Origin of the sequence: Bradyrhizobium sp. AZCC 1719, assembly GCF_036924525.1 — a bacterium.
Classification (GTDB): domain Bacteria; phylum Pseudomonadota; class Alphaproteobacteria; order Rhizobiales; family Xanthobacteraceae; genus Bradyrhizobium.
In genome coordinates this window covers 4,098,970-4,117,495 of sequence record NZ_JAZHRU010000001.1, presented here as the reverse complement: position 1 = coordinate 4,117,495, position 18,526 = coordinate 4,098,970, and the positions used below count along the sequence as shown (strand labels likewise).

Here is an 18,526-nt window from a genome sequence, read left to right as displayed (position 1 = left end):
GCAGTCGGCGGCTTTCGCTCACCCAATCTTGAAACATTTCCCATAGCTTGCGGGACAAAGCGGCAATCGGAGCATTTCATGCGTGCGATCCCTCACGTCTCGAGAACACTCGCGACGATGCTCTTCCTGGCGACGGCTTCGATCGCCAACGCCGCCGACGGCGGCGAGTGGACGGTCAGCAGATCCTCCGGCGAGGTCTGGGTCGCCGGCAGCGGCGTGCAGCAGGCATCGATCAAACAGGAAGACGTGTTGAAGCCGGGCGATACGGTTCGCACCGGCCGCACCGGTCGCGTCCTGTTGAAGCGCGGCGAGGAAATGATCATGGTCGCGCCGAATTCCGTGGTCGGCGTCCCCGCCCGGAAGAAGGAAGGGCTGTCGACCACGATCGTGCAGCAGGCGGGTTCGATCCTGCTCGACGTCGAAAAACGCAACGTCAAGCATTTCGAGGTCGAAACGCCCTACCTCGCCGCCGTGGTGAAGGGCACGCAATTCCGTGTCACCGTAAACGCCGGCAAGACCACTGTAGACGTGATCCGCGGTCAGGTCGAAGTCGCCGATTTCAAGTCGGGGCAGATCGCGCAAGTGATGGCCGGGCAGCACGCGACCGCGTTCGCGAGCGGCAAGACCGGGCTGTCGCTGGGCGGAGTCGGCACATTCAGCCCTATCGAACGCGGCAAGCCGCGCGCACCTTCGATCGAGCGCGTGCCGGTTCCGCGCGGCGGCTTTACGGCGATCCGCAATGCCGCCAATGGACAGAGCGTCCAACCGTCCCGCCAGCCGGGCGTGCACCTCGCAAAGCCGGGCGTGACCCGCATCTCGTCGTCGATCGGTGAAGTCCGCCTCAACGTCCATCGAGTCACGCATGGGCTCGCACGCGACAAGTCGGCTGCGCATGGCGGATCGCGCAACGCTGCGCGGAACGACACGATCTGGAGCTCGTCCGATGTCGGGACAGGTTCAAACGTAGCGAACAACAGCCAGAGCAATGGCGCCAACGGCGCAGCCATCTCGAGCAGCGCTTCCAGCGTCGGTACCACGATAGCTGCATCGAGCGGCGGCGGAAACGGCAATGGCAACAACGGCAATGGGAATGGCGGGAACGGGAACGGAGCCAATGGCAACGGCAAAAGCAACGGGAATGGGAATGGGAATGGCAACGGCAATGGCAATGGCAATGGCAACGGAAATGGTAACGGCAATGGCCGGGGCAGGAACTGAACCTGCGGGCTGACGCAATTGCACGAGGCTGAAGGCCATCAAGCAACGACGCTGCATTCGACCCACCAGAATGGTGACCAAGTGAAACGATATCGGCCGCATATTTTCGTGACGATTGCGCTGGCAATCGTCCTGGTGGGCGGCTGGCATAGCTCGCTTCGCAACACCCTGGCCGACCTGCGGTTCGCCTGGCAGTCGCGACAAGTCAGCGGCGACATCGTGGTGATCGCGATCGACGCATCGTCGATCGACAGGATCGGCGTCTGGCCATGGCCGCGCCTGCTCCACGCCGAGCTGATCCGGCAGCTTCAGAAGGCGCACGTCCAGGACATCGCACTCGACGTCGACTTCTCGACGCCTTCCGATGCGTCGTCGGACCGAAACTTTGCCGAAGCCCTCGAGCGCGCCGGCGGATCGGTGGTGCTGCCCTCCTTCCAGCAGCCCCGCACCGACAGGACGACGCTTCACATCAATCGCCCGCTGCAGCAATTCGCCGAACATTCGTGGTCGGCGATCGTCAACGTCGAGGTCGGGCCCGATGGCCTCGTCCGGCGTTATCCGTTCGGTGAGAAGCTGGACGGCAAATTCGTACCCTCGATGGCTGCCGTGCTCGCCGGCCAGTACGACGAAAAGCGCACGCCCTTTTTGATCGACTTCAGCATCCGAACGGCCGGAATCACCAAAGTGTCCTTTGCCGACGTTCTGAGCGGTGACCCGGCGACACTGCAAAAGCTTCAGGGCAAGAAAGTTGTCATCGGCGGCACGGCGCTCGAACTTGGTGACCGCTTCAGCGTGCCGAACGGTGTGATCCTGTCCGGCCCGGTGCTGCAGACGCTGGCTGCGGAATCGCTGCTGCAGAACCGCGCGCTGCAATGGACCTCAGGCGTCGTCACGGCGGCCGGCCTGGCGTTGCTCGCCTTGCTGATGCTGTTCTCGTGGCGCCGCCTCACCGCCGGCAAGCGGGTCGCGCTGCTCGGCGCAACGGCGTTCACGCTCGAGGCAGGCGCGTTTGCCCTGCAGGCGGCGTTCCCGCTCATTCCGGATACGTCTCTGCTTCACATCGCCATCGTCATCTACGTCGCGGCCATCGCACTCGACGAAATCGACATCAGGGATCTGCTCGGCCGGGTCGCCGAGAGCCGCTTTCAGCGCGTGGCGATGTCGCTCGGCGACGGCCTGATCTGTACCGACTCCAACTATTTGATCACGGTGTGGAATCCGGGCGCGACCGCGATCTTCGGCTATCTGCCCGAAGAAATGATCGGTCGGCCGTTCGACGAGATTTGCGCACGTGAGGAAACCCTCGCCACATCCGCCTTCTCCATCAAGAACGCTGCTCGTCTGGCTGCCGGATCGGTGGTCGAGTTCGACGGACGCCGCAGCAATGGCGAGGTGTTTCCGGTCGAGGCTTCCTTCTCCGGCTGGCAAGGCACCGACGGGCTTCAGTTCGGCGCGATCCTGCGCGACATCTCGGTACGCAAGCGTGAAGCCGAGAGAGTCAGATATCTTGCGGAACACGACACGCTGACGGGGCTCATCAACCGCAACACGCTTCACGTCCAGCTCGAGGCCAAAATTTCCGCGGCCGAGACGGACGGCCGCAAGGTGGCACTGCTGGTGATCGGCATCGACGGCTTCCAGCAGATCAACGACATGCTCGGCAACACCTGTGGCGATCTCGTGCTTCGCGCCATTTCGCAGCGACTGACGGCGGCTATCCCGCCGGCGGGTCTGGTCGCCCGCTTGAGCGGAGACGAATTCGCCATCGCCGTTCCGACCAGCGACATCGGAGAAAACCTCAGCCGCTTCGCCGAACAGATCGGCGACGGCTTCGATGCGCCGCTGCTGGCCGGAAACCGCCACCTCCGCGTCAAGGTCAGCATTGGAGCCGCCGCTTGCCCGGGCGATGGACGAACAGCGGACGAACTCCTCAGCAACGCCCATCTGGCGCTGAGCCGCGCCAAGGCGACCAACCGCGGCGGCCACGTGCTGTTCGAAGACTCGATCCGCCGCGAGCTGGAGACGCGCCTGACGCTGGAAGCAGAGCTGGCGCTGGCCGCGGAACGCAATCAGTTCGAATTGTTCTACCAACCACAATTTCATCTGGCCGACGGCCGATTGATCGGCGCCGAAGCCCTGATCCGCTGGCGTCATCCCGTGCGGGGCCTGGTTTCGCCGGGCGAATTCATGCCGGTCGTCAACACCTCCCCGATTTCCGAGCGGATCGCCGAATGGGTTCTCCAAACCGCCTGCACCCAGGGAGCCGCCTGGGAACGGGCGGGACACAAGCTCCGCATCGGCGTCAACCTTTCGCCGTCCCAGTTGGAGTCCGGTGACCTCGCGGTCTCGGTCGCGCAGGTGCTCGCCAGCACCGGCTTGAGTCCAACCAGCCTCGAGCTCGAGGTCACCGAAGACATCCTGCTCCACGATGAGCAGGGCGCGCTGAATACGTTCCTCGAGATTCAGGAGCTTGGCGTTCGCCTGTCCTTCGACGATTTCGGCACTGGCTTTGCCAGCTTGAGCTATCTGAAGAAATTCCCACTCGACGGGCTGAAGATCGACCGCTCGTTCGTGTTGGGCTTGCTGACCAATCCCGACGACGCGGCGATCGTTAGTTCGACCATCGGACTGAGCAAGCAGCTCGGCCTGTCCGTCATCGCCGAAGGCGTCGAGGACCGCGCCACGGCCGACTGCCTGGTCAGGATGGGCTGCGAAGAGGGACAGGGTTATTTCTTCGGCAAGCCGATGCCGGCTCGGGATCTTGAAGCCAAATTCCTGACCGCTCCCGCAGCCGCCGAGGTGGCGTGACGCCGAGCGGTTTGATCAGCCTGAACGATCGGTTAACGCGACACCTCAAATCCGAGCATCGCAGCAACGCTATTTTCCAACTCTTTTCGCTAGGGTCACCCTGTGAACGCGATGAGCCGGCGGCGCCTCAAGGTGTTGCCGGCATAAAAAACGCGAACGGGGATTCGGGGAAGTGGTCGATATTACCGATACATCGACGGTGCGCCGGGCATCGAGCAAGGAGGCGAATGCGCCAGCCATCGGCGAGGCGCTGACGCCGCTTACCGACATCTCCGCACCCCAATGGCGCGCACTCACCGATGGCGCCGCCGAGCCGAACGGCTATTACTTGCCCGAATGGGAATTGGCGGTGAATGCTTCGGCGCGGGGCCGCTCGAATGCCGCCGCGCTCGGCGCGTGGCACGATGCATCCACCTTGATCGGCCTTGTGCCCGTGATCTCGATGTGGCGCGCCTACAAGATCCCGCTGCCCGCTCTGGTCAGCGCCGATCCCTACGGCACGCTTTGCACGCCGCTGCTCGATCGTGACATGGCTGAGGAAGCCGTCACGAGCATCCTGCGCCGGGCCAGGCGGGCCGGCGCGCATGCGCTGATTTTCCGCGCCACCCCGCTCGATGGCGCAGCCATGAAGGCCTTCACCAATGTGCTGCATCGCGGCGGCATGCAGCCGCTGGTGCTGCAGTCGCATGTCCGCGCCTGCCTCGATGCCACGGCCGACGCCGATACAGTGCTGCGCGACGCGCTCGGCGCAAAGAAACTGAAAGAACTGCGCCGTCAGCGCAATCGCCTCGCCGAACACGGCGCCGTCCATTTCGACGTGGCGCGGACGCCCGGCGAGATTGCTGCCGCTGTCGAAACCTTCCTGGTGCTGGAAGCCAGCGGCTGGAAGGGCCAGCGCGGCACGGCCCTCGGCCAGCACGAGGGCGATGCGGCATTCGTCCGCCGCGCCACTTCTGCGCTGGCAGAGACCGGCCAATGCGAGATCGTGACCTTGCGCGCCGGCGAAACACCCGTGGCGGCAGCGATCGTGCTGCGCCATCAGGATCGCGCCTTCTACTTCAAGCTCGGCGTCGACGAGCGCTTTGCGAAGTTTTCGCCGGGCGTGCAACTGACGCTGGAGCTAACGCAGCATCTTTGCGCCGATCCAGCCATTGCCATGGTGGATTCCACCGCAAATCCCGACCATCCCATGATCAACCCGATCTGGCGCGGACGCCTTGCGATCGGCGACGTGTTGATTCCGCTGCGGCGGAACGATCCGGTGGTGGCGTTGATTCGCGCCGCGCTCCCCTTGCGGTCCGCAATCCGCGAGCCGGCGCGGCGTCTCGTCCATTTCGTCAGAAAGAGTCGGGAGAAATCCTAAATGAATACGCTCACCGCCGTAGCGCCCGTCATTACGGCCGACCATGACGCGCTCCGCCGCGACTTTCCGCTAAAGCCGTTTGCGATCCGCCACAAGCTCGGCGGCCATCCGCTGCTGACGCTGCCACGCATCGCGCAATTGGCTTCCGAGCTGCCGCGCGACCTGATCGAATATAATTCCGGCAAGGTCGCGATCAGCCAGGATCCGGATGCGATTCCCTCCGTCGACCTCGACCCCGTCGAAGTCGTGAAGAGCATTGAGACCGCCGGCGCCTGGATGGTGCTCAAGCGCATCGAGAATTCGCCGGAATATCGGGTGTTGCTGGAGGATACGCTGCTGTCCGTCGCCCGCGCCCGCGGCTTCAACAGCTTGGCTGACGCCGGCTTCGAGCAGGTCGAAGGTTTCCTGTTCGTGTCCTCGCCGAACTCGACCACGCCATTTCATCTCGACAGCGAAGACAATTTCTTCGTGCACATCCACGGCGAAAAATTCTTCACGATCTTCGACAATACCGACCGTTCGATCGTCTCCGACGACGAGATCGAGCGCTCGATGACCAAGCATCGCAACCTGAAATATGACGAGAGCATTGCGCCGTTGGGCAAGGAATTCCACCTGTTCGCAGGCGACGGCTGCTATGTGCCGTATCAATGGCCGCACTGGGTGCGCACCGCAGGCTCGTTCTCGATCTCGATGGCGATCACCTGGAAGACGCGCGAAGTGCGGCGGATGAACGATCTGCACTTCTTCAATTCGATGCTGCGCAGCATCGGCCTGCCGCAGCAGCCGCCGGGCAAACAGCCGGTGCTCGATGCACTCAAGCTGGCGTTCTATCGCACCGTGACGACCGCGATAAAGCCGCTGCGCGCCTCGATGGCGATGCGCCGCGTGCTGCGGCGGATCGCGCTCGGGAAACGCGCGAACTATTATTTGAAGGGCGCGTAACCAGCCTCACTGCAGCGGCGAATGCGGCGCCGGCAGCATGATGGTCGAGTGCATCTCGTCGAGAAATCCGGGACCCTTCCCGAGAAATTCCTGCCAGGCCGGATCCTTCATCGCGTTCCCGCGCGCTTCGGCGCGGGCGTTCAGGCTGGGATAGGCCCAGATGTGGCAGGCTTCGTTCGGTTGGCCCGCTTCGGTGGTCCAGAGGCCGACGATCTTTGAATACTTTTCCCGCTCCGGCAGTACGGCGGTGAACGCATCGAGCCATTGTTTGAGGCCGCCGGCCGGCTTGGCGCGGTAGTTGCGGAGTTCGTAGACATTGCCCGTCGATGCCGGGGCAACCGGCGGCCTCACCGCGTTCATCAGGCGGACGTCCTGACGGACCAACCAGGGGCGGATCAGCGGCACATACTCGCCGGTCCAGCGCGGGCTTTTCGCAAGCTCGGCGCGCAACCGGGCGCGCTCCTCGAAACTGTTGTAGCTCCACATGTGCAGGACCTGGTTAAGCGGGCCGATCTCGGTCGACCAGTAGCCTTCGAGCTTGCCGTAATCGTCCTTGCGGATCTCGCGCGATATCGTACTCGCGGCCTTGATCATGTCGCCGAGCGTGCCGGGTCTTAAGGTGTAGGTGCGCAGTTCGTAGATCATGATTGCCTCCCCAAGTTTATTCTAGTTTCATCGCCGCGTTCCCCGGATGCTGCGCAGCGCCATAAGCGCGTTTACGCGCGTCTTCGACGCGCTATGGCGGTGCGCTGCTGCTCTGGGGTCTCCCCTGCAGCCTGGGTCCCGGCTCCGCGGCGCAGCGCTGCGCGCCGCACCGCGTCCGGGACACGCAAGGTCACTCCGCGGCCTGCGCGTTGATTTCGCCGGAAACTTGCCGGATCGCGCGGGCGAGTTGCTCGGCCGGCTGGGCGCCGGACACGGCATATTTCTGCGCGAAGACGAAAGTAGGAACGCCCGAGATGCCTTTGTCGGAAGCTTCCTGCGCCTGGCCGGAGATCAGTGCGACGTCCTCATCGGTGGCAAGACGCTTGCGCACATCGTCGGCGTCGAGGCCAACATCGGCCGCGGCCTGCACCAGCACGTTGATATCGGTCAGATCGCCGCCATCGCGAAAGTACAATTCCATCAGGCGCTGCTTCATCTCAGCGGCCTTGCCCTGAGCTTCCGCCCAATTGATCAGGCGATGGCAATCGATGGTGTTGGGCTGGCGCTTCACGAGTTCGGGCCGGTAGGTCAGCCCCTCCTCCCCCGCAGCCGCCACGACGCGCCCGGCGATGCCCTTGTAAGCCTCGACCGAACCGAATTTTGCGGTGAGATATTCGTCGCGGCTGATGCCCTCGCGCGGCACCCAGGAATTGAGGAAGAACGGCCGCCAGCGCACTTCGACGGGAACATCGGGCACCAGCGCCAAGGCGTTCTCGATCCGGCGTTTGCCGATGTAGCACCAGGGGCAGACCACGTCGGAGACGATGTCGATCTTGAGGGGTTTTAGGGTGCTCATCGGAACGTCCTCGCTGAATGATGTCCCGGAAGGTAATCCGATCGGACAAGGAGACAAGGGCGATCGCCGCATGTCTCGTATCACTTCACCGGCGGGGCCGTGCTCACTGATATGCTGCAGGGCAGCGCGACCACGGCCTTGTCGCTAGTCGGCGACTCCCCCGGCGACCGCACAATGTAGGATGGTAGAGCGCAAGCGAAACCCATCAACCGTGCGACCCTCACATGATGGGTATCGCTTCGCTCCACCCATCCTTCAAACTACAAAGCTGCCGCCATCTGCCGCATGCGATCGGCGGTCAGATCGTCGGCGGGAAAGAAAGTTTCCAGCGCAAGCTCCTGCAACGTGATGTCGACGGGCGTGCCGAACACCATGGTGGTGGAGATGAAACTCAACACATCGCCATTGTGGCGCAGCTTTAACGGGATCGCGACATTGTCGGCCGAGATCGGCCCCGAGCGCGCCGGCATACGATAGGCTTTGAGCTCCTGATACAGTTTGAGCAGTTCGGGATCGGCCGTTGCCTCGCACTGGCGATGCAGCCGTTCCAGAAGATGCGCGCTCCATTCGGCAAGATTGACCGTGCGCGGCGCGAGCCCTTCGGGATGAAAGGCGAGCCGCATGATGTTGATGGGGTGCCGGAGCAGATGCGGCGGCAAACCTTCGAGCAACGGCGCCACCATGCGGTTGGCCGTCACCAGATTCCAGTGCCGGTCATAGGCCAACGCCGGATTGGGCTCGTGGGCTTTGAGCACCAGATCGATCGCCTGCCGGGCCGACTTCAGCGCCGGATCATCCAGCGAGCGTTTCGGAAAGGCCGGGGCAAAACCCGCTGCGACCAGGAGCACGTTGCGTTCACGCAAGGGGACCTCCAATCGCTCGGCAAGCTTGAGCACCATTTCCCGCGATGGCGCGGCGCGGCCGGTTTCGACAAAACTGAGGTGACGCGCGGATATTTCGGCATCGCTCGCCAAATCGAGCTGGCTCAGATGTCGCCGTTGGCGCCATTCGCGCAGGTGATCGCCAATGTGGAGGGGCTGGGTTCGTTCGGCTCGCGCCGTGGCAGCATGTGCGTTCATGGTGGAAAACCTACCATGCGAATTTCATCCATTCCATTACGTCCAAGGTAATCGAAACGGGTCGCAGGTCGAGTCATCTTGGCAGCACAGGAGATGACCCATGCTGATGCTTTCACTGTTCCGCTTCGTCGCCGCCATGATCCCCTGGGTGCGCAATCTGGTCACCTGGCTCGTGGCACGCTCCCTGAACATGCCCGAGCCCCTGGTGCACGACACCGGTGTGTTCGTGTTCGTGCAGGTGCAGACGATCGAGAACAGGGTCGGCAAGGCGCTCTGCCCGGTGCGGCTGATGCGTCAGCTCCGGTCGCTGCTGCAACGCTGATCCCTGCCCCCGGTCATTCCCAAGCACAGGAGAACGTCATGATCCATCCGTCCACCTTCCTGAGCCGCGCCCTGCTCGCCGACGCCATCTTCAGCGGCGTCGCCGCTGTGGCGCTAACGCTCGGCGCCGGCGCGCTCGCGCCGTTCCTCAATTTGCCGGACGTCTTGTTGCGCGAAACCGGCCTGTTCCTGATCGCCTATACCGCGCTGGTCGGCTGGCTGGCGACGAGGTCGACGGTGATGAAGGCGCTGGTGTTGTTCGTGATCATAGGCAATGCCGCCTGGACGCTGGGCAGCATCGCGCTGCTGTTCTCGGGCGCGGTGTCGCCGAACCTGCTCGGTCAGGTCTTCATCGTGGCGCAGGCGATTGCAACCGGCGTGTTTGCCGAGCTGCAGTATATCGGCCTGCGGAAGAGCGGCGGTGTGGTCGCCGCTTAGGCCACACCCGTCATTCCGGGATGGTGCGTAAGCACCAGACCCGGAATCTCGAGATTCTCAGGGGCGCAAGGGCGCCCCATAGTTCGATGCTCCGCATCGCCCCGGAATGACGCGCGAGAGCGCGTCAGGTCAATACCACCGCCGCAATCATTCCCGCAAAAGTCAGCACCAGCCCGATGACCAGCATCGGCACCAGGCTGCTGCCCGAATACGGATCGGCCTGCTCCTTGTTCGTCACGATATGTGCACGATAAGCCATCACACTGCTCCTGCCTGATTGCATCGAAATCTTTCACCGTTTGCGAGCATCACGCCGTTGGCGCCGGCGATGCCAAGCTCGAGGCTCGCCGCAATCCGCCGCGCCCGTTCCACGAAATGCGCTTCCGCCTCCGGAGGGCAGACCTCGCGTGCGGTGGCCTCGAACAGCGCGAGCCAGCGGTCGAAATGCGCGGCATCGACCGGCAATGGCAGATGTTTGGCCATTGGCGTACCGTGGTAGCGGCCGGTCATCAGCGCGACGGACGACCAGAATGCGCACATCTGCTTCAGATGCGGCTCCCAGTCCTTGATGCGCACGTCGAAGATCGGCCCCAGCACCGCGTCCTCGCGGACCTTGGCATAGAAGCCGCGCACCAGGCGCTCGATCATCGTCTCGTCAATTCCGGTTCGTTGCATGATCTCGGCTGTGAGCCGTTCGCGCCGCTCCGGCCCTGCCACGATCGCTTCCATTCCGCCTGCCCTTAAATAGGTATTTCAAATACCTAATTAGACGGCTATAGATGATTTGCAAGCAGATCTTTTGAGAGGGCCCTATGCGGCTGACGTCATTCACGGATTTTGCCTTGCGCGCCCTGATGCGGCTGGCGGGCGAACCCGGCCGTTCTTTCGCCACCAATGAAATTGCGGCCGAGTTCGGCATTTCCCGCAACCATCTGGCCAAGGTGGTGCGCGACCTCGCCGATAGCGGCTTCATTTCGACCCAACGCGGCGTCGGCGGCGGCTTCATGCTGGCCCGCCCGGCCCAGTCGATCACCATCGGCGAGGTGGTGCGCGCGCTGGAAGGGCCGCCGCTGGTCGAGTGTTTTCGTGAGGATGGCGGTAGTTGCGTGCTGAAGCCGCGTTGCCGGCTGAAAGCGAAGCTGGCCGCCGCGCGCGAAGCCTTCATGCGCGAGCTCGATGCCACGACGCTGGCGGAATGCGCCTACCCCGCGCAGCCCAGACGCAGTCCGGTGACCGCGTGAGGCCCACACCGAAGCATCAGGACTTGAACATGAAACCGATCGAGTTCGAGAATGGAATCGTGCAGATCGATGCCGCGATCGTTGCCGAAGGCCTCGGCCTTGCGCTGCCGCTCCTTCAGAAGGAGATGCGGGCGGGCAAGATCACGAGCTTTGCCGAGCGCGGGGTCGATGCCGATTCCGGCCGGCATCGGCTGACCTTCCTGTCCGCACATCGGCGGTTTCGCGTTGTGGTCGACGAGAAGGGCGTGATCATTAAGCGCTCCGCGGTGGACTACGGCAATTCGCTGCTGCCGAAGTCGGTACGCAAATCCGGCGGATGAGCCCTATGCCTGAAGGGCCGGCGCCGGCGCGGAAACCGGCTGTTTCCTGGCAGCCGATTTCTTGCCGGACGCTCTGACACCGCTGTTGCCGTTCAGCGATGTCCCATTCAGTGACATGCCATTGGGCGAATGGCCGTTCAGCTTGAGCTTCTTCTTCGACGTACGCTCGGCCTCTGCCTTCAATTTATCCTTCAGCTTCGCGTCGGCCTTGGCCAACTTTTCCGCCTTCTTCAGCGCCTTCCGCTCGGCCTTGGCCTTCAGCCGCGCCTTCTCCGCCCGCGCCTCGGCACGCTTCTTCTTGCGTTTCTTCTCGCAGGCTGCGCATTTGCAGCCGATCGGCTTCAGATAGGCTTTGAAATAATCGGTGCCGTAATCGTAGTTGATCTCCTCGCCCGGCTCGATGTTCTTGATGGCGCGGATGAACACCCTGCGCTTACGGGGTTTGACATCGGATTCGGCGTTCGGCCGGCAGGAATGGTTGATATAGCGGGCGATGTTCTTGCGCACCGAGCCGTCGATGGTCCAGCGGTCGTTCAGTTCGAACAAATATTTGTTCTCGATCGCGTCTTCTTCTTTCTTCTTCGAATCAAGAAGCGGCCCGAAATAGCGGATAATCTTGGTGCCCTTCTTGATCGGCTTGGTGGCGAAAAGGCCAAGTCCGGTGCGGGAGCGGCCGACGCGATAGGGTTTATTCGAAGGAATGGAGGGCATGACGATTGGATAACTGCGCGCTCAAAAAGCGAGGAATTGCGAAGCCGTCCTTCTAGGACGATTCCGCGGCATTGTCAGGTGTTTCGCACATTCGCCTTGAACCTTCCCCAGATTGCACCGTCTACCCCCAAAGGTTCCACGCGAGAAGGTTCAGATGAAACGCGTCTCCCATCGGCAGCTCGCCGTGTCGGCCGCCATGACGCTGTTCGCCGTTGCATTTGGCCTGATGTCACCGGCGAACGCCCAAACTTTCAGCAGCAGCTACACGTCGACCGCGCCAAAGGACTGCCACACGGTCGGCAAGCCCGAATCCGACGGCAGCACGACGCAGGTCTGCCCCGGTAAATCGGGGCTGGTGGTACTGATCAGCGAGGGCGACCTGCGTGAAACCGTCTCGGTGGGACGAAACCGCGAGGCCGCCGCCAAGGAGCCGGCCGCGGAGGCCTGGTTCGGCCCCTTCAATTCGACCGGCCACACCGTCGAATGGCGGGCGGTCGACGGCAGGCCGTTCGCGATCATTCAGCGCTGGCTGATCGCCGATAACAACGACCCGGACAAGACCGGAAACCCCATCACGAAACCGATGCTCGCGGTGACGCGGCTGCCGCCCGGGCCGGTCTGCCACGTCGCCTATGTCGACGGCCAGGCCAACCGCAATGCCAACGAGCTCGCGCGCCAGGCCGCGGACGAATTTGCGCGTGATTTCAAGTGCGGCAAGGACGGAGTGAAGGTGATTGGCGAGCGCGGCCGCGCGGTGGAATTGGCAAAGCGGTGATGGTAGACGCAGTCCGGCGCTTTCTTGCCGCATTAACGTCAAAGCTTCGGGCTTGAGTGCTTGAACCTTGTCAAACCTAGTTATTCACGCCATCACCCCGGGGCACCATGCACATAAAACTCCTGGCACTCCTCATCGCCGGCATCGCCCTCTCCGGCTGCTGTGCCTCCGGAACTGGCTGCTCGACGCAGACAGCGGGCGCGCCGATCGCCTGGGACGGCTTGGGTGAACCGCCGACCGCAGATGGCGAACAAGCCGGGGTGGCCAAGCCAAAGCGGAGGACGGCGCGCAACCGCGAGATCATCCTGGGTCCGCTGAACGAAGCGTCTTCCAGGGACAGGTCAGCCGGATCGGGCGTCAAAGCGGCATACGAAGATTGGACACGGCAGCCCAACGAAGACGCGGAAGCTGACGCAAGGCTCGCGCGGCAAACCAAGATTTGCAGGGGTTGCTGAGCGGGACGCCAGCCGCAACCGTCACCGCGCAGCCTCATCCCACCTGCGAACTCGCGCAGAGCGGCGGCCGTCTTACGCCCCCGGCGGTCGTGGCACTGTCGAACGCAGCATTGCATCCAGAAGCTGGTCGACGCCGGTCCCCTCGGGCAGCCGGTGCAGAATGTCCTTGAGCCTTCCATCAAGCAGCAGCGTGGTGAAGCCGTGCACCAGCGACCACGCACGGGCAATCGCGGCAGCCTGGTCGAGCGACAAAGCCTCGAGCGCTTCGCCGGTGAGTTTTTCGTTGCGGCTGAGGCTCACCGCGGTCGCCAGTCCTTCGAAGGAGGCGGTCGCCGCCTCGTGCAGCGAGGGCCGCGTCATGTCGAGCCGCTCGGTCCGGAACATCAGCCCGTACATGCCGGGGCGCGCCTGCGCATAGGCGACATAAGCCTTGGCGCGCGCCAACGACTTCATGAGCGGAAGCGTTTCGGTGTTGCCCGCCGCGGTCATCGCCGCGTTGAAGCGCCGGAATCCGATGGCGGCAAGCTCGCTCAGCAGCCCGGTGAGATCGCCGAAATGATGGGTCGGTGCCGCATGCGACACGCCGGCCTCGCGCGCAACCGCCCGCAGCGTCAGGCCCGACAGCCCGTCGCGTTCCAGCACCCGCTCCGCCGCGGCGAGCAAGGCGTCGTGCAGATCGCCGTGATGATAGGGCGTCTCGCCGGCCGGACGACGACGCCGGCTGGCCGGCCTTTCGGCTACAGTCTTCACGGGCCTGCGCTTCGCGGCCGGGCGGTTCGTTTTGGTTGCTCTCGATAATCTTGCCATGCGAATCTTTATAACCACAATTTTTACACTGTAAAGATTTTGCTTGACGACCCATGGCAACGCGCCTACTGACATCTTTACGATGTAAAGATACAACCGGAGGGAACGTATGATGCTCGACCAATTGGCGACGACCAATGCGACGCGGGACAATCTGGCGCCGATCCCGATGGAATGCGACGCGGCACACCTCAAGGTGACTGGTGAATTACCGCGCGAGCTTAACGGCACGCTTTATCGCAACGGCCCCAACCCGCAATTCGACGCGCCCGGCGCCCACTGGTTCGTGGGCGACGGCATGCTGCACGCCTTCCGTCTGGAGAACGGCCGCGCCAGCTATCGCAATCGCTGGGTCCGCACCCCGAAATGGCTGGCCGAGCACGATGCCGGCCGAGCGCTGTTCGGCGGCTTCGGCCGCAGGCTGCCGGGTACGCCCGCCTCGGTTACGCAAGACGGCGGCGTCGCCAATACCAACATCATCTTTCATGGCGGCCGCCTGCTGGCCCTTGAGGAAGGCCATTTGCCGACCGAGATCGAGCCTGGCACCCTCAACCGGCTCGGCTATTGCGATTATGGCAAAGGCATTTCTGGACCGTTCACGGCGCATCCCAAGATCGATCCCGTCACCGGCGAGATGGTGTTCTTCGGCTACAACGCCGCAGGCCGCCTCACCCCCGCCCTCTCCTTCGGCTCCGTCAATGCCGCCGGCGTAGTAACGCGCTTCGATCGCTTCGAGGCCCCCTATGCGAGCATGGTGCACGACTTCATCGTCACCAAAAATCATCTGCTGTTTCCGATCCTGCCGCTCACCGGCAGCATCGAGCGCGCCATGACGGGTCGGCCGCCCTATGCTTGGGAGCCGGACAAGGGCGCCTATGTCGGCGTCATGAAGCGCGACGGCTCCGCCAAGGACATCGTCTGGTTTCGCGCCGAGTGCTGCTACGTCTTCCACGTCATGAACGCGTGGGAGGACGGCGACCGCATCATTGCCGACGTCATGCAGTACGAGGAGCCGCCGCTGTTCACCCATCCCGACGGCACGCCCACCAATCCCGCCAAGTCGCGCGCCCGGCTGTGCCGCTGGACCTTCGATCTCGCAGGCAATACCGATCGATTCACGCAAACCTGGCTCGACGACATTACCGGAGAATTCCCCCGCGTCTGCGATCGAAGCGTCGGTTCAGCCAACCGGCATGGATGGTACGCCTGCGCCAATCCCGACCTGCCGACTTCAGGCGGATTGTCGGGCCTGGTACATGTCGACGGCAATGGATCGCGGCTTGGCCAGTACCTGCTGCCCGCCGGCGATACGATCTCGGAAGCAGTGTTCGTTCCACGCGGCGATGACGCCAGCGAGGGTGACGGCTGGCTGATGTCGGTGGTCTGGCGAGCCCGCGAAAACCGCAGCGACCTCGCGGTATTCAATGCCACCGATGTCGACGCCGGACCGGTGGCGCTGGTGAAGCTCGGACATCGTGTCCCCGACGGCATCCACGGCAATTGGGTTGGCGCGGCCTGAGCGCGCTATACGTCCACGATGCCGGGGCGCGACGTTGTCGCGCCCCACGTTGCAAGCGTCGGCCGGGTCGGCGGCATCACGATCACGCTCGTTTTGCTGCTCGCCTGTGCCCTCATGTTTCTCTCGGTCGCGATATTGGGCGCCTGAAGCGCCGGCAAACCGTTGCAAAGATAATCACAGATCGTCGCGTCGTCGAATTTAGACACTGTAAAGATTTTTCTTGACGAGTCCCGGACCGGCTCCTAGTGTATCTTTACGCTGTAAAGATTAGCCCGAGAGGCTGCCATGACAATCTTCCTGATCCTTGCTCCCTTCGGCTCCTTCGCCCTGCTGATGCTGGTGACGTCGGCCCAGGTCAGCCTGTTCGCTTCGGCCGCGATCTGCCTTGCTGTCGTTGCCATCGACGTCGCTCGCGGCCGTTCGATCAAGATGCTCGGCGCGGGTTGCGTCGTCGTTTTCGCCGGGATAGGCGCTTGGGTCACGCTGATCGACCCGAACCTGAACAACTCGGCCGTCAAGCTGGCAACCGATGTCGGCGTGCTGGCGATCTCGCTGGCATCGCTGATCATCCGCAAGCCGTTCGTGCTGCAATACGCGCTGGAAGCCGTCGATAACGAGACGACCAAGCTGCCCGGCTTCATGAAGGCGATCTATATCATCACGTGGGCCTGGACCGGCGCATTCGTCCTGATGATCGTCGGCAACGTGCTGACGATCTATGTGCCGGGCTTCCCACTCTGGATCGGACTCGCCATCGCCTTCGCCGCCCGCAACAGTGCCGCCTATTTCACGACATGGTATCCACAATATCGCAGGGCGAAGCATGGTGTCCCGCCGGCGAACGCCCTACCCGGCGCCAACTAAAGATACGCTTCCAACCGAAACCCATCAGCAGAGAGCAAACCGATGAAGGACGTATTCGCCAGACTGGGCGCCGATTTTTTCTCCACCATCCTGTTCATCGCGATCTACCTGACGACTGACAACGTGCTACTGGCGACTGCCGTCGCGATCGCTGGCGCCATTGCGCAGGTGATCTACTTTCGCATCAAGGGCAAAGAGCTCGGTTACATGACATGGGCCAGCCTTGGGCTCGTCATCGTGCTCGGCAGCGCGACGCTTCTGACCCACGACCCGCGCTTCGTGCTGGCGAAACCCGCAATTGGGCATTTCGCGATCGGCGTCATCATGCTCAAGCGGGGCTGGATGTTGCGCTACATGCCCCCCATCGTGACCCAGACCATTCCCGAATATGTCACTTTTGCGGGCTACGCCTGGGCCGCACTGTGCTTCGGACTCGCCGCCGGCACCATCGGTGTCGCGATGACCGGCGACATGAAGCTGTGGACGTTCTACGTGACCGTCGTGCTGGTCGGCGCCAAGATTGCCGCCTTTGCAATTCAATACGTCGCGTTTCGTGTTTTGGTCGGCAGCCGGCTTCGCGCCGCCGCCCAGCAAGCCTGAAAAATACGCGCCAAAAAGGCGCTTGAGACGATTGGGCTTGTGTGGCGAGATAGGCTATACCGCCGATCGAGTTTAACGGATCTCGCAAGCCATTCCGGTTTGGCGGGAAGAAACGTCGGGGAGACAAAGATGGCCGTGGACGGAAACTGGAATATCACCATGAGCACGCCGATGGGCGAGCGCAAGGCAACGCTGTCGCTGCAAAGCGCGGGCGGCGCGCTGACGGGCACGCAAGGAGCGGACGGCAATTCCGGCGACATTTTTGACGGCACCGTCAACGGCGATGACGTCGCCTGGAAGATCTCCATCACCAACCCGATGCCGCTCACGCTTGCCTTCACCGGCAAGGTTTCCGGCGACAGCATGTCCGGCGAAATGGGCATCGGCCCGATGGGCAGCTTCCCGTTCACGGGTTCGCGGGCGTAGGTTCTCCCTAAAACCAGATCCGCATCGGCAAGCCGTGCGCATCAACGGGCGGCGCCCCCTCGGGGACGCTGCCCGCAGGCTCGCGGGCCGCAATCGCAACCGCGCAGGCATCCAGCACATCGTCAGGCTTTGCACCGCTACGTTCATGGGTCAGCCAGCGATCTATCTGCCGAAAGCCTGATTGCTTGAGCAGCGCGCGGCGCAGAGCAACTCCCCCGGCGGATTTCTTCGACGGCAAGGGCTCGTTGTCGTTCAATCGCAGAAACACCAGTTCGGGATGCACCTCGCGAATATCACGAGATGGATTCGCGCGCACGAACGCGTCGACCTCCATGATCTTCGCACCCAGATGCCAGAGCTGGCGGGACACCCGCTTCTGCCCGCGCCGCTGCGCCTCCCGGTTGGCATCATTGGGATCGCTGAACTCCGACCACAGCCAGCGGCGAGCGCCGGCAAAGACGCGCGACGCGTGCGGCCGCAATTTTGCTCGAGCCAGCAGGTCGCAGTCGCGTTCGCCGTGATCGCTCATCCCGATCGGGATATCTATCCCCGCTCTGTCGCAAGAACGCGACAGCGCGTCCGTGATGTCGCGATGAAAGGAGATTTCCTGCACGTCACCGTCGAGGAGAACGGCGACCCAGCCTTTGCTGAACCCGTCGAGGCCAAGCGCCCTGCAGCCCGACCTCTTGCTCACTTCGGCCGGCTGGGCACGATCGCAATCGGATTGAAGGTATAGACCGCTTCGCCATGCTGGTTGTAGGCGGTCCACCTGACCCGGGCGATGCCTTGCGGCTTCGTGCGCGACGCCGCCAATTCCACCACCTCCCCTTCGAGAAAAATGGTGTCGCCGGGCCGCACCGGCTTCAGCCAGCGCAGATCGTCGACGCCGGCGCCGAACAGCGGATGCGGCCCGAACGGGCGCGCGCTCGCGGCGAGCCGCATGGCGATCGCTGCCGTCTGCCATCCGGAAGCGGCGAGGCCCCCGAGAATGGACTTCTTGGCCGCCTCCTCATCGAGATGAAACGGCTGCGGATCGTACTCTTTGGCGAAGCGGATGATGTCCTCCTTCGACACCGTCGCCGCCTCACTCTTGAAGCGCATCCCGATCTTCAGGTCGTCGAACCACTCGATCATC

The 18,526-nt window shown here is 63.1% G+C and carries 22 protein-coding genes; 13 read left to right on the top strand and 9 right to left on the bottom strand.

Annotated features, from left to right (window positions below):
• Positions 1–78: 78 nt before the first annotated feature.
• From V1292_RS19270 to V1292_RS19255, 4 genes are all read left to right on the top strand, one after another.
• Entirely contained in the window at positions 79–1,218 is a 1,140-nt protein-coding gene (locus tag V1292_RS19270) for a FecR family protein (protein WP_334374288.1), read from the top strand.
• An 81-nt stretch (positions 1,219–1,299) separates the two neighbouring features.
• Complete coding sequence (locus V1292_RS19265) at positions 1,300–4,026, top strand: EAL domain-containing protein (protein WP_334374287.1); 2,727 nt, start codon at positions 1,300–1,302, stop codon at positions 4,024–4,026.
• A 172-nt stretch (positions 4,027–4,198) separates the two neighbouring features.
• Positions 4,199–5,389, top strand: coding sequence for a GNAT family N-acetyltransferase (locus V1292_RS19260; RefSeq protein WP_334374286.1), 1,191 nt, complete (start codon positions 4,199–4,201; stop codon positions 5,387–5,389).
• The gene (locus V1292_RS19255) at positions 5,390–6,334 is read left to right on the top strand and encodes a cupin-like domain-containing protein (protein WP_334374285.1); all 945 of its coding nucleotides are present in this window, start codon (positions 5,390–5,392) and stop codon (positions 6,332–6,334) included. It begins immediately after the preceding gene.
• A gap of 6 nt (positions 6,335–6,340) precedes the next feature.
• On the opposite strand, the gene V1292_RS19250 is transcribed toward V1292_RS19255, so the two are convergent.
• From V1292_RS19250 to V1292_RS19240, 3 genes are all read right to left on the bottom strand, one after another.
• Positions 6,341–6,979: an NIPSNAP family protein gene (locus V1292_RS19250; RefSeq protein ID WP_334374284.1), complete on the bottom strand. Its 639-nt coding sequence runs from the start codon at positions 6,977–6,979 to the stop codon at positions 6,341–6,343.
• Between the two features lie 190 nt (positions 6,980–7,169).
• Positions 7,170–7,835 (bottom strand): DsbA family oxidoreductase, encoded by a 666-nt coding sequence (locus V1292_RS19245; protein WP_334374283.1) that lies wholly within the window; start codon positions 7,833–7,835, stop codon positions 7,170–7,172.
• 260 nt (positions 7,836–8,095) lie between these two features.
• Complete coding sequence (locus V1292_RS19240; protein ID WP_334374282.1) at positions 8,096–8,914, bottom strand: helix-turn-helix domain-containing protein; 819 nt, start codon at positions 8,912–8,914, stop codon at positions 8,096–8,098.
• Between the two features lie 100 nt (positions 8,915–9,014).
• Here V1292_RS19240 and V1292_RS19235 point away from each other — a divergent pair, with 100 nt between their 5' ends.
• Entirely contained in the window at positions 9,015–9,236 is a 222-nt protein-coding gene (locus V1292_RS19235; RefSeq protein WP_334374281.1) for a hypothetical protein, read from the top strand.
• Positions 9,237–9,274: 38 nt separating this feature from the next.
• Entirely contained in the window at positions 9,275–9,673 is a 399-nt protein-coding gene (locus V1292_RS19230; RefSeq protein ID WP_334374280.1) for a hypothetical protein, read from the top strand.
• A 124-nt stretch (positions 9,674–9,797) separates the two neighbouring features.
• Here V1292_RS19230 and V1292_RS19225 read toward each other — a convergent pair whose 3' ends face one another.
• On the bottom strand, positions 9,798–9,932 hold the full coding sequence (locus V1292_RS19225; RefSeq protein WP_334374279.1) for a hypothetical protein: 135 nt from the start codon (positions 9,930–9,932) through the stop codon (positions 9,798–9,800).
• Positions 9,932–10,402: a group III truncated hemoglobin gene (locus tag V1292_RS19220; protein WP_334374278.1), complete on the bottom strand. Its 471-nt coding sequence runs from the start codon at positions 10,400–10,402 to the stop codon at positions 9,932–9,934. Before V1292_RS19220 ends, V1292_RS19225 begins: the two co-directional genes overlap by 1 nt.
• Positions 10,403–10,485: 83 nt before the next feature.
• Here V1292_RS19220 and V1292_RS19215 point away from each other — a divergent pair, with 83 nt between their 5' ends.
• Together V1292_RS19215 and V1292_RS19210 are read left to right on the top strand one after the other, a co-directional pair.
• The gene (locus V1292_RS19215) at positions 10,486–10,914 is read left to right on the top strand and encodes an RrF2 family transcriptional regulator (protein ID WP_334374277.1); all 429 of its coding nucleotides are present in this window, start codon (positions 10,486–10,488) and stop codon (positions 10,912–10,914) included.
• 29 nt (positions 10,915–10,943) lie between these two features.
• The gene (locus V1292_RS19210; RefSeq protein ID WP_334374276.1) at positions 10,944–11,234 is read left to right on the top strand and encodes a DUF6522 family protein; all 291 of its coding nucleotides are present in this window, start codon (positions 10,944–10,946) and stop codon (positions 11,232–11,234) included.
• A 3-nt stretch (positions 11,235–11,237) separates the two neighbouring features.
• On the opposite strand, the gene V1292_RS19205 is transcribed toward V1292_RS19210, so the two are convergent.
• Positions 11,238–11,945 (bottom strand): SET domain-containing protein, encoded by a 708-nt coding sequence (locus tag V1292_RS19205; RefSeq protein ID WP_334374275.1) that lies wholly within the window; start codon positions 11,943–11,945, stop codon positions 11,238–11,240.
• Positions 11,946–12,141: 196 nt separating this feature from the next.
• Between V1292_RS19205 and V1292_RS19200 the strand changes: the two genes are divergently transcribed.
• A complete protein-coding gene (locus tag V1292_RS19200) occupies positions 12,142–12,720 on the top strand; it encodes a hypothetical protein (RefSeq protein ID WP_334374274.1) in 579 nt (192 codons plus the stop codon).
• Positions 12,721–13,247: 527 nt separating this feature from the next.
• Here V1292_RS19200 and V1292_RS19195 read toward each other — a convergent pair.
• The gene (locus tag V1292_RS19195) at positions 13,248–13,982 is read right to left on the bottom strand and encodes a TetR/AcrR family transcriptional regulator (RefSeq protein ID WP_442895536.1); all 735 of its coding nucleotides are present in this window, start codon (positions 13,980–13,982) and stop codon (positions 13,248–13,250) included.
• A gap of 112 nt (positions 13,983–14,094) precedes the next feature.
• On the opposite strand from V1292_RS19195, the gene V1292_RS19190 reads away from it, so the two are divergent.
• The 4 genes from V1292_RS19190 to V1292_RS19175 all read left to right on the top strand — a co-directional run bounded on the left by V1292_RS19190 (position 14,095) and on the right by V1292_RS19175 (position 17,391).
• On the top strand, positions 14,095–15,501 hold the full coding sequence (locus V1292_RS19190; RefSeq protein ID WP_334377094.1) for a carotenoid oxygenase family protein: 1,407 nt from the start codon (positions 14,095–14,097) through the stop codon (positions 15,499–15,501).
• 285 nt (positions 15,502–15,786) lie between these two features.
• The gene (locus tag V1292_RS19185; protein ID WP_334374272.1) at positions 15,787–16,365 is read left to right on the top strand and encodes a hypothetical protein; all 579 of its coding nucleotides are present in this window, start codon (positions 15,787–15,789) and stop codon (positions 16,363–16,365) included.
• A 42-nt stretch (positions 16,366–16,407) separates the two neighbouring features.
• Complete coding sequence (locus V1292_RS19180; protein WP_334374271.1) at positions 16,408–16,965, top strand: inner membrane-spanning protein YciB; 558 nt, start codon at positions 16,408–16,410, stop codon at positions 16,963–16,965.
• 129 nt (positions 16,966–17,094) lie between these two features.
• Positions 17,095–17,391, top strand: a complete 297-nt coding sequence (locus tag V1292_RS19175) for a hypothetical protein (protein WP_334374270.1) — start codon at positions 17,095–17,097, stop codon at positions 17,389–17,391.
• Positions 17,392–17,398: 7 nt separating this feature from the next.
• On the opposite strand, the gene V1292_RS19170 is transcribed toward V1292_RS19175, so the two are convergent.
• Positions 17,399–18,085, bottom strand: coding sequence for a DUF429 domain-containing protein (locus V1292_RS19170; protein ID WP_334374269.1), 687 nt, complete (start codon positions 18,083–18,085; stop codon positions 17,399–17,401).
• Positions 18,082–18,525 carry a MaoC family dehydratase gene (locus tag V1292_RS19165; protein ID WP_057855673.1) on the bottom strand — a complete coding sequence of 148 codons (444 nt, stop codon included), beginning with the start codon at positions 18,523–18,525 and terminating at the stop codon, positions 18,082–18,084. Before V1292_RS19165 ends, V1292_RS19170 begins: the two co-directional genes overlap by 4 nt.
• Position 18,526: the final 1 nt, after the last annotated feature.

Excerpts from the sequence above, each read along its gene's own strand:
- V1292_RS19180 (WP_334374271.1), top strand. The coding sequence starts at position 16,408 with ATGAAGGACGTATTCGCCAGACTGGGCGCCGATTTTTTCTCCACCATC.
- V1292_RS19195 (WP_442895536.1), bottom strand. The coding sequence starts at position 13,982 with ATGGCAAGATTATCGAGAGCAACCAAAACGAACCGCCCGGCCGCGAAG.
- V1292_RS19270 (WP_334374288.1), top strand. The coding sequence starts at position 79 with ATGCGTGCGATCCCTCACGTCTCGAGAACACTCGCGACGATGCTCTTC.
- V1292_RS19235 (WP_334374281.1), top strand. The coding sequence starts at position 9,015 with ATGCTGATGCTTTCACTGTTCCGCTTCGTCGCCGCCATGATCCCCTGG.
- V1292_RS19205 (WP_334374275.1), bottom strand. The coding sequence starts at position 11,945 with ATGCCCTCCATTCCTTCGAATAAACCCTATCGCGTCGGCCGCTCCCGC.
- V1292_RS19250 (WP_334374284.1), bottom strand. The coding sequence starts at position 6,979 with ATGATCTACGAACTGCGCACCTACACCTTAAGACCCGGCACGCTCGGC.
- V1292_RS19225 (WP_334374279.1), bottom strand. The coding sequence starts at position 9,932 with ATGGCTTATCGTGCACATATCGTGACGAACAAGGAGCAGGCCGATCCG.
- V1292_RS19190 (WP_334377094.1), top strand. The coding sequence starts at position 14,095 with ATGCTCGACCAATTGGCGACGACCAATGCGACGCGGGACAATCTGGCG.
- V1292_RS19165 (WP_057855673.1), bottom strand. The coding sequence starts at position 18,525 with ATGATCGAGTGGTTCGACGACCTGAAGATCGGGATGCGCTTCAAGAGT.
- V1292_RS19255 (WP_334374285.1), top strand. The coding sequence starts at position 5,390 with ATGAATACGCTCACCGCCGTAGCGCCCGTCATTACGGCCGACCATGAC.
- V1292_RS19240 (WP_334374282.1), bottom strand. The coding sequence starts at position 8,914 with ATGAACGCACATGCTGCCACGGCGCGAGCCGAACGAACCCAGCCCCTC.
- V1292_RS19185 (WP_334374272.1), top strand. The coding sequence starts at position 15,787 with ATGACAATCTTCCTGATCCTTGCTCCCTTCGGCTCCTTCGCCCTGCTG.
- V1292_RS19200 (WP_334374274.1), top strand. The coding sequence starts at position 12,142 with ATGACGCTGTTCGCCGTTGCATTTGGCCTGATGTCACCGGCGAACGCC.
- V1292_RS19230 (WP_334374280.1), top strand. The coding sequence starts at position 9,275 with ATGATCCATCCGTCCACCTTCCTGAGCCGCGCCCTGCTCGCCGACGCC.
- V1292_RS19220 (WP_334374278.1), bottom strand. The coding sequence starts at position 10,402 with ATGGAAGCGATCGTGGCAGGGCCGGAGCGGCGCGAACGGCTCACAGCC.
- V1292_RS19215 (WP_334374277.1), top strand. The coding sequence starts at position 10,486 with ATGCGGCTGACGTCATTCACGGATTTTGCCTTGCGCGCCCTGATGCGG.
- V1292_RS19175 (WP_334374270.1), top strand. The coding sequence starts at position 17,095 with ATGGCCGTGGACGGAAACTGGAATATCACCATGAGCACGCCGATGGGC.
- V1292_RS19210 (WP_334374276.1), top strand. The coding sequence starts at position 10,944 with ATGAAACCGATCGAGTTCGAGAATGGAATCGTGCAGATCGATGCCGCG.
- V1292_RS19245 (WP_334374283.1), bottom strand. The coding sequence starts at position 7,835 with ATGAGCACCCTAAAACCCCTCAAGATCGACATCGTCTCCGACGTGGTC.